This window comes from Nostoc sp. ChiQUE01b (assembly GCF_034531255.1).
Classification (GTDB): domain Bacteria; phylum Cyanobacteriota; class Cyanobacteriia; order Cyanobacteriales; family Nostocaceae; genus Nostoc.
Genome location: NZ_JAVRBM010000157.1, coordinates 1 through 7,396 on the forward strand (window position 1 = coordinate 1; position 7,396 = coordinate 7,396).

Here is a 7,396-nt window from a genome sequence, read left to right on the forward strand (position 1 = left end):
TTCCCTTTACATTTTCCCATAAGTGGTAAATCTTCCAAAACTCGATGCTCCCATACAAAGCCCTCAAATATCCTACACCTCTAACGTTTCACCAAATTCAGCAACAGTTAGATAAAGACAGCATACTGTTGCAATATTCCTTGGGTAAAGAACGCAGCTATTTGTGGGTAGTAACTACCAATTCTCTGCAAAGTTACGAACTTGCTAAAGAAGAAGAAATTGAGACAGCCGCCAAAAAATTACACACACTATTGAGGGCTAAAAGAATGTCGGGAATGCCAATAGAACCAACTATCGAAGCTACTAGTAAACTTAGTCAACTCATCCTCAAACCTGTAGCTCAACAGTTAGGGCAAAAACGCTTAGTGATTGTGGCTGATGGTGCGTTGCAATACATTCCGTTTGCGGCATTAACTGACCCGTTCTTCTGGTGGATCAATCATTGCTTGGATTAATCAAAAGCCTTATATTGTAGCTCTCAACAATATGGAAGTTAAAACTCGTGCCAATGGAACACCTTTATTTAATTTGGCAGTAGAAATTTCTCGTATTGAGCAAGTATTAAATGGACAATAGCAACCGTTAATTTGCAAAACTCCGATTACCGACTTATTTAAAAAGTCGGTAATCTTGCTTTTAAAGAATGATATATAGCTACGATATATAATTTTTTTCTACTGTAATCATTAGGCTATTATCAATCTATAGCATATCTTAATTATAGGCAAGCAAACAATCTATAATTTTACAGTTTATGAATAATATTTCGACAAGCAATAATTGGGATACTTCGCTTTACGAAGATAAACACGCCTTTGTCTGGCAATATGGCGAAGACTTATTCCAATTACTCAACCCTCAGCCCGGAGAATCCATTTTGGATCTCGGCTGTGGGACTGGACAACTCACAGATAAAATTGCCCAAGCTGGGGCTGAAGTAATGGGAGTCGATCATGCACCCGCGATGATAGAAAAGGCCAGACAAAACTATCCCCATATCCACTTTGATGTTGCTGATGCTATAAACTTTCAAGTAGATAAGCCATTAGATGCTGTGTTTTCCAACGCTGTATTGCATTGGGTGAAACAAGCAGATAGCGCGATCGCTTCCATACATAAATCCCTCAAACCCGGAGGGCGTTTTGTCGCAGAATTTGGAGGTAAGGGAAATGTAAAGGCGATCGCCACAGCTTTATACAGTGCTTTAGAGTCCATTGGTATCCCTCAAGCACAAGTAGAGAATCCTTGGTATTACCCCAGTATTGGTGAATACAGCAGTCTATTAGAACAGCAAGGCTTTGATGTCATTTATGCTATCCTGTTTCCTCGCCCAACTCCCCTAGCAGAGGGAGAAGCTGGCATCGCAAACTGGATTAAAATGTTCGCCAGCGCTTTCTTAGCCAGACTTTCACCTGAGCAACAAATACAAATAATTCCCGTCGTTGAGGAATATCTAAAGCCAACACTATATCAACAAGGAACTTGGACAGCAGATTATCGAAGAATTCGCATCGTTGCCGTTAAACTTTAATTTGTGCGAATTTTAACTTGTACCTTAATTACGAATTACGAATTAGTTTATGTATATACCTAAATTGTGCGATCGCCCTTGGCGTTGGCGCAGCTATCGCCAGACATCGTTTTCATTACTACTAACCATTACCCTCACGGCTTTACTAGTCCCGCCCTCACTAGCACAAACCCGTTCCATACCGTCGCCATCTAGTGCGCCTTTAGAACTAGACTTATTGACCAAGCCAAAAGACTATGTAATCACAGCTACCACCATTCATCCAGAACGATTAACCGTTCCCAGTTTATGGTGGGCACAACAAAACTCCGAAAAAAAGCTATTGGATAATTGGATCGCATATCCAGCTTCTAACAAAGAACCTGCACGAGTAGACTTAATCGTGAATCAGCAAATTTGGAGCTTACTAGAGTATATGGAGCGGTACGACTTCGTAAATCGCTTGGGTAGCGCTGCACGGAACTTTGGCTACAACGTTCGGGTATTTAACTATCAAAAAGAACCCTTAGCAACCTACACTTGCAACTTTAGTATAAGTCCAGCTTTATGCAGTATCCAAACCACTATTAAGAACAAGATAGGGTTAGAGCGTTTACTGTAGTAATTTTAGATTTTAGATTTTGGATTTTGGATTAAATTTCAATCTAAAATTGTGAATCCAAAATCTAAAATTGAATTGCCCAATTCCCAATTAAACTTTCATTTTGGCGAATAAAGACTCGTATTGTTTGATTGCTGATGGAGGTAAGGGAAGTAAAAATTCACTTTTATCGAAAACTTTGCGATCGCTCTCTAACAAACTCCATAATGGTTCTTGGATATCGGAAGCAGCAATATTTGTAGAAATTGGCGAATTACTTTTAGTCAGCACCGAAATTTGTTTAGCTGTGCTTGGTTGCCAACAAAAATCAATCCATTGATCTGATAAAGTATCCTTAGTAATCCCTGCGGGACGTACCCATAAGTCCGCCCAAATTGCTGTTCCTGATTGGGGGATAACTGCTCCAAGTTGCGGATAACGTCCGAGAATAGGTAATACATCGCTTGACCAACCAACCGCTAGCCAAGTGTCTTCCATAATTAGAGGTTCCAAATAGTTATTGGAACTGTAAAACTTCACCTGTTGGTTTAATATCTGTAATTCCTTTTCCAAGTCTGGTACTTGGTCAAGATTCTCTGTATTATAAGATTTTCCTAGCTTCTTTAAGACCAAACCAATAACTTCTCGTGGTTGATTAAGTAGGGAAATCTGTTGCTGCATTCCATCTCGCCACAAATCACTCCAATCTTTGGGCGTCCATCCCAATTTTTGCAACTTGTCACGGTTATAAACAATTACTGTACTACCCCACCTGTAAGGCGCACCCCACACCTTCCCTTGTATATCCAAGTTACCTTGGTCGTTACGCGTTACCAGTTGTTTCCACCTTTCATCTAAAGCAGACCACTGCTTTAATTGGTTTCCCTGCACTTCTTGGAGTGGTTGAATCAGTTTTTGCTCAATAGCTGCTTTTAACCAGTAATCTCCCAATGTCACTAAGTCTGCATCAGCTGTTTTTTGACCTTGCATAAAGGGTATAAAGCGTTTCCATCCCTGCTCATCAGTGGCTTTGGGTTTTTGCTGCCAATTTTGTAATTGATGAAATAAACCTTGTATCTGCTCGACTGGAGCAAACTTTAACTGCACCTGTTGCTGCAAACCTTTGTGGAACTGATTCACCACCTGACCAGGTATAGAACCTTTTAATAACTGTACTTTTAGTTGCGCCTGCTTGTTTCCACCACAGCCAAAAAGCAGTTGTGAAAGTGCCAGTGTGCTTGTACCTAGCAAAAAAGACCGTCGATCCATTGATTTTGGATTTTGAGATTTTTGATTATACCTAATATTAAGCAGAGATTCACCAGAGGCTGACTAGCTGAAAAAGTGGAGTTGGAAAATTATCGGTATTTTTTCTTGATAATAGGGTTAATTTTGAATATTTGACTCAAATTAGCGATTTTTTGTCAAATTAATACCCAAAGATTAATTTTTATCCATAAATTTCCTTGATGGTACTTATGGTGGAACCTTACTTCTATTTAGAACTAATGATTTAAATGTTACATTTCGACCAAAAATTATCAATACTTAAAAAATCCATAAGTATCGTTAAGGTTGGGAGTAAATTGAATAACATATAGAAAATGTACGAATAAAGGTATTAAATGGAGCTATTACAGCAGCAGATCCTGACTTTAAGCCAAAAGTTAGATGCCCTGTGCCAAGTAATTGAGCAGCTTGATGGTAAAGTTACCCAAACTTTCTCAGAGTGTTCTTTAGCGAATACACAAGCGAATACACTAGCAAAGGATAATTGCCAACAAAGTGGCGCGGCTGGGGGCTACCAGTTTAAAGGACGTAACAATTTAAATCCAGAAATGGAACACAAAGATGTGTTAACAGATGGCATTTATCTAGACATGCATCGTCAAGGTGGAGATAATATAACACCAGAAATTCAAATACAACGACTGACAGCGCAATTAACAGCAGCGTACAATCGCATTGCTGCTTTAGAAGAACAATTACTTAGAGAGAGAATTCATTAAATTTAGCCTGAAGTTCAACGAATTAAAAAAATAGATTGAGGTAAGACAAGCCTTTAGGTTCAATATCGAGTGGTGGTTTTATGAGCATATACTTAGATATAAGTAAGTAATTCAGCCATCAAATGATAAAAAAGTTAAACACACTATTACATATCTTTACGTAATAGTGTGATATATCTACCCATAGGTTTTTAGTAAATACCTCACTATGAAACAAAAAAAACAACCCTAAGACTGGTGTCGTTAGGGTATTGTATGTTTCAAAAACCAAGATTTTCTTTTTAATTTGTGTTTTTCTCATTAGCGTTTTTGGCATCTTGTTATCAAATTGGTTGATGACAAGCCAGACAGCTTTCGCAAAAATTGACCTTTTACAACCTGCTCCAACTCAACCGTTAGGCTATTACGACTATTTCGGCAAACTGCTGAGTCCTCAAGAAGCATCACAACTAGTTGTAAATAAACGTGAGTTCGACGGAGCTAAAACAGGTCAGGAGGTAGTGCAGGCAAGTCTTTAGGGTAAATATCAATAGAAGGTTTGTTGAGTAAGTAGGTATAAGCAACCAAGTCAGCTACCAAGTTATAGCAAAGTGCTGAGTAGAAACTCAGTATTATCAAAGGTTTCAGCAACCAACATAGTCCTAACCTATGCTTCGACTGCCATAGCTAAAAAGTTTAATGGGCTACGGGCACCACCAAATCTACGATTTGGTGGTGGTGCAAAAACGCCGATTATTCATCCGCCAGTCATACAGAATACCCAACTGAATTCTGACGACTGACGCCTTTATCTGGAAATTTTTTGAATAATTAACTCTTATAAGCAAAAAGCAGTTTTTTAACCTTTTCATAACTTAGAATTAACCAAAATTTATCCTGTATCAGCTCTAGAATTTTTGAAGTAAACATTGTACAAAAAAGCTAGGACGTACAGGATGTAAATTACATGAGTCGAAAAGCCAGTAAAGTGTTTATACAGTCTGGGGTAATTCCTTACAGAGTGAACAATGGTAAAGTTGAAATCTTGCTAATTACAACCCGTGACTTTCAACATTGGGTGATTCCGAAAGGAGATATTCCTAATGGCATGAGTCCGCCTGATTCAGCAGCCAAAGAGGCGTGGGAAGAAGCAGGGATAATTGGGCAAGTAGATGCAAATGAACTGGGAACTTACAAGTACCGCAAACAAGGCAAAATTTACTGCGTCAAGATGTATTTACTATCAGTCGATATGCTGAGTGAAGATTATCCAGAAGCAAGTAAAAGAAAACGGCAGTGGGTAGAAGTGAATAAAGCTATCAGGTGGGTTAAGTTTAATTCACTCAAACGAATCCTTAAAGGTTTTTTCCAGGTCAAATCTCAATTTTGTGCATTACGATATTAAGTATTTGCCACAAAAAATAAAACTATATGATACAATATAAAATTAATTAAAGGTTTGTAGTCAACGGCTCCAAACCTTTGTTTATTCACACCTTCTTACTTAAATCCATAGTAAAGCTACCCAAGTTTTTATACCGACAATTCCATCAGCCTGCAATTTCTTAGATGTTTGGAAACTAACAATTGCATTCTTAACTGACTCAGAAAAACGCCCATCAATGGCATCAGTATATAATCCAATATCTTTTAATTGCTGTTGTAATTGTTTTACTCTCAGCCCAGAATCTCCTAACTGCAATCCATTAAATCTATTCAAATCGGCTCGACCACTAACACCAGTTACACCAGATATATCACCTTCATATTGATGGATTAAGTATTGTCCCTGCCAAGCATTAGGAATAGTTGGGTTCTTGGTTCCGTAGTGGGCAATCCATAACGGATAATTAGCAAAATCAGATGGATTACCAAGTTCTGTCCAGAAACTGGGGAAGGTATAAATAATTGGTTTAATTGGTTTTTTTGTTTGTTGTAAAAGGGCTTTTTCTACTTCTGCCAACCACTGTTTGGCTGCATTAATTACAGCTTGGCTATTTACTTTGTCAGTTACCTCTACATCTATGACTGGTGGTAAATCTCCCGGTTCTAATTTGCCCAGCGTTTTTAAGAATTCCTTCGCTTGCTGAACCGGGTCAGATGTATGAGGGTGAAAAAAATGATAAGCACCCCGAATAAGACCAACTGCTTTCATGGTTTGCCAGTGATGAGCAAAAGCAGAATCTTTGATGCTAACTCCTTCTGTGGCTTTGACAAACGCAAAAGTTTTACCAGAGTTTTTTACTGCCGTCCAATCTACTCTGCCATCTTGATCGGCAACATCAATTCCTTCCATAAAATTTTTAACCTTTTTGATTAGTACAATGCTGAACTTATCAGAGGCTTTGATTAAATTTATGCTTTTTTTGGGTCTTTGAGTAAATTACAGAAATTTACTAGGGTTGAGTGTTAACGGCTCGTACTGGAGTCACTCTAACTTTGCCTGTACAAGGCTTGATTTGTTCTGTAAGGGTAAAGTGATCGTAAGCATTAGGAGGCGTGATTTCGATTTTACTAGACATTGGGCAGTTTTGCTCTGGGGAACTAATGTGGTTGTATGCTATCTGAAATGAGGCTTGTTTCCCAGGAGCTAGAGTTACTTGTTGTCGAGGTTGCTTACTCGAAAAGTAAGTGTCCTGGGAGCGAATAACTTTAATTCCTTGTAAAGGTTGATTTTTTGCATCCAGTAGTCCCAATCCTGGATAACCATAGAGGTTGCAAGGGGATGAGCCGTTATTGGTGAAGGCGTAGGTAAGTGCAACATTCCCAACACCAGCATCTTCAGAGACTCGGCGCACTGACAATTGACTAGTTTCACAGCGCGTCGGATTTGTGGCAATAGTGGCTTCAGGGGTGGAATGCTCTATAGGTTTTGCAGTCGGTGTGGGTGTTGAGGTTAACACAGCTTCTTTCGTCGGCTGTTCAGTGATTGTTGGTAAGGCTTGTGTCTGTTTGGTAACAGAGGAAGAACCGACACAGCCAGTTGTCACCGCAGTCAGGAGCAATAACAGACTGCTTTCCATAAATAGAATTCGCATATCTCTTTTTTGTAGTGAACTACTTACACTGATGCTTCACATACAGTATAAGTTTCCAATTTCACAAGGGTTATGCATGTCTGCTCCGATGACTTGTTCTGCTGCGTCATTACATAACAAATTCAACAGCTTATATCAAGTTCGGGTGATTACTTATTAAACCCCAACAACCCCACCCCTTAATCCCCTCCCCGCAGGCGGGGACTTTCAAGGGTAGGTGTTTAAAAATTAGGCACTAGAGAGGGTGATTTGGGAAACA

General features: G+C 39.1%; 9 protein-coding genes and 1 pseudogene. 7 read left to right on the forward strand and 3 right to left on the reverse strand.

Going from position 1 to position 7,396, the window contains the following annotated elements; translation table 11 throughout:
• Positions 1-305: 305 nt before the first annotated feature.
• The 3 genes and pseudogenes from RMY63_RS42080 to RMY63_RS40655 all read left to right on the forward strand — a co-directional run.
• Positions 306-422 (forward strand): annotated as a pseudogene (locus tag RMY63_RS42080) (CHAT domain-containing protein); the annotation flags it as partial.
• A 332-nt stretch (positions 423-754) separates the two neighbouring features.
• Entirely contained in the window at positions 755-1,531 is a 777-nt protein-coding gene (locus tag RMY63_RS40650; protein ID WP_322734096.1) for a class I SAM-dependent methyltransferase, read from the forward strand.
• Positions 1,532-1,580: 49 nt separating this feature from the next.
• Positions 1,581-2,132 (forward strand): hypothetical protein, encoded by a 552-nt coding sequence (locus RMY63_RS40655; protein WP_322734097.1) that lies wholly within the window; start codon positions 1,581-1,583, stop codon positions 2,130-2,132.
• A gap of 90 nt (positions 2,133-2,222) precedes the next feature.
• On the opposite strand, the gene RMY63_RS40660 is transcribed toward RMY63_RS40655, so the two are convergent.
• A complete protein-coding gene (locus RMY63_RS40660; RefSeq protein ID WP_322734098.1) occupies positions 2,223-3,380 on the reverse strand; it encodes an extracellular solute-binding protein in 1,158 nt (385 codons plus the stop codon).
• A gap of 356 nt (positions 3,381-3,736) precedes the next feature.
• On the opposite strand from RMY63_RS40660, the gene RMY63_RS40665 reads away from it, so the two are divergent.
• From RMY63_RS40665 to RMY63_RS40680, 4 genes are all read left to right on the forward strand, one after another.
• Positions 3,737-4,120 carry a hypothetical protein gene (locus RMY63_RS40665; RefSeq protein ID WP_322734099.1) on the forward strand — a complete coding sequence of 128 codons (384 nt, stop codon included), beginning with the start codon at positions 3,737-3,739 and terminating at the stop codon, positions 4,118-4,120.
• A 335-nt stretch (positions 4,121-4,455) separates the two neighbouring features.
• Positions 4,456-4,638 (forward strand): hypothetical protein, encoded by a 183-nt coding sequence (locus RMY63_RS40670; protein WP_322734100.1) that lies wholly within the window; start codon positions 4,456-4,458, stop codon positions 4,636-4,638.
• 72 nt (positions 4,639-4,710) lie between these two features.
• Positions 4,711-4,902, forward strand: coding sequence for a hypothetical protein (locus RMY63_RS40675; RefSeq protein ID WP_322734101.1), 192 nt, complete (start codon positions 4,711-4,713; stop codon positions 4,900-4,902).
• Positions 4,903-5,066: 164 nt separating this feature from the next.
• Complete coding sequence (locus tag RMY63_RS40680; protein WP_322734102.1) at positions 5,067-5,504, forward strand: NUDIX hydrolase; 438 nt, start codon at positions 5,067-5,069, stop codon at positions 5,502-5,504.
• A 99-nt stretch (positions 5,505-5,603) separates the two neighbouring features.
• Here the strand turns inward: RMY63_RS40680 and RMY63_RS40685 are convergent, their stop codons facing one another.
• Both RMY63_RS40685 and RMY63_RS40690 read right to left on the reverse strand, forming a co-directional pair.
• On the reverse strand, positions 5,604-6,395 hold the full coding sequence (locus RMY63_RS40685; protein ID WP_322734103.1) for a GH25 family lysozyme: 792 nt from the start codon (positions 6,393-6,395) through the stop codon (positions 5,604-5,606).
• A gap of 100 nt (positions 6,396-6,495) precedes the next feature.
• A complete protein-coding gene (locus RMY63_RS40690) occupies positions 6,496-7,137 on the reverse strand; it encodes a DUF4232 domain-containing protein (protein ID WP_322734104.1) in 642 nt (213 codons plus the stop codon).
• Between the last annotated feature and the right edge of the window lie 259 nt (positions 7,138-7,396).

What these genes read in the sequence shown, in the direction of transcription:
- RMY63_RS40655 (WP_322734097.1), top strand. Translation starts at nt 1,581, where the DNA reads ATGTATATACCTAAATTGTGCGATCGCCCTTGGCGTTGGCGCAGCTAT.
- RMY63_RS40660 (WP_322734098.1), bottom strand. Translation starts at nt 3,380, where the DNA reads ATGGATCGACGGTCTTTTTTGCTAGGTACAAGCACACTGGCACTTTCA.
- RMY63_RS40685 (WP_322734103.1), bottom strand. Translation starts at nt 6,395, where the DNA reads ATGGAAGGAATTGATGTTGCCGATCAAGATGGCAGAGTAGATTGGACG.
- RMY63_RS40690 (WP_322734104.1), bottom strand. Translation starts at nt 7,137, where the DNA reads ATGCGAATTCTATTTATGGAAAGCAGTCTGTTATTGCTCCTGACTGCG.
- RMY63_RS40665 (WP_322734099.1), top strand. Translation starts at nt 3,737, where the DNA reads ATGGAGCTATTACAGCAGCAGATCCTGACTTTAAGCCAAAAGTTAGAT.
- RMY63_RS40670 (WP_322734100.1), top strand. Translation starts at nt 4,456, where the DNA reads ATGACAAGCCAGACAGCTTTCGCAAAAATTGACCTTTTACAACCTGCT.
- RMY63_RS40650 (WP_322734096.1), top strand. Translation starts at nt 755, where the DNA reads ATGAATAATATTTCGACAAGCAATAATTGGGATACTTCGCTTTACGAA.
- RMY63_RS40680 (WP_322734102.1), top strand. Translation starts at nt 5,067, where the DNA reads ATGAGTCGAAAAGCCAGTAAAGTGTTTATACAGTCTGGGGTAATTCCT.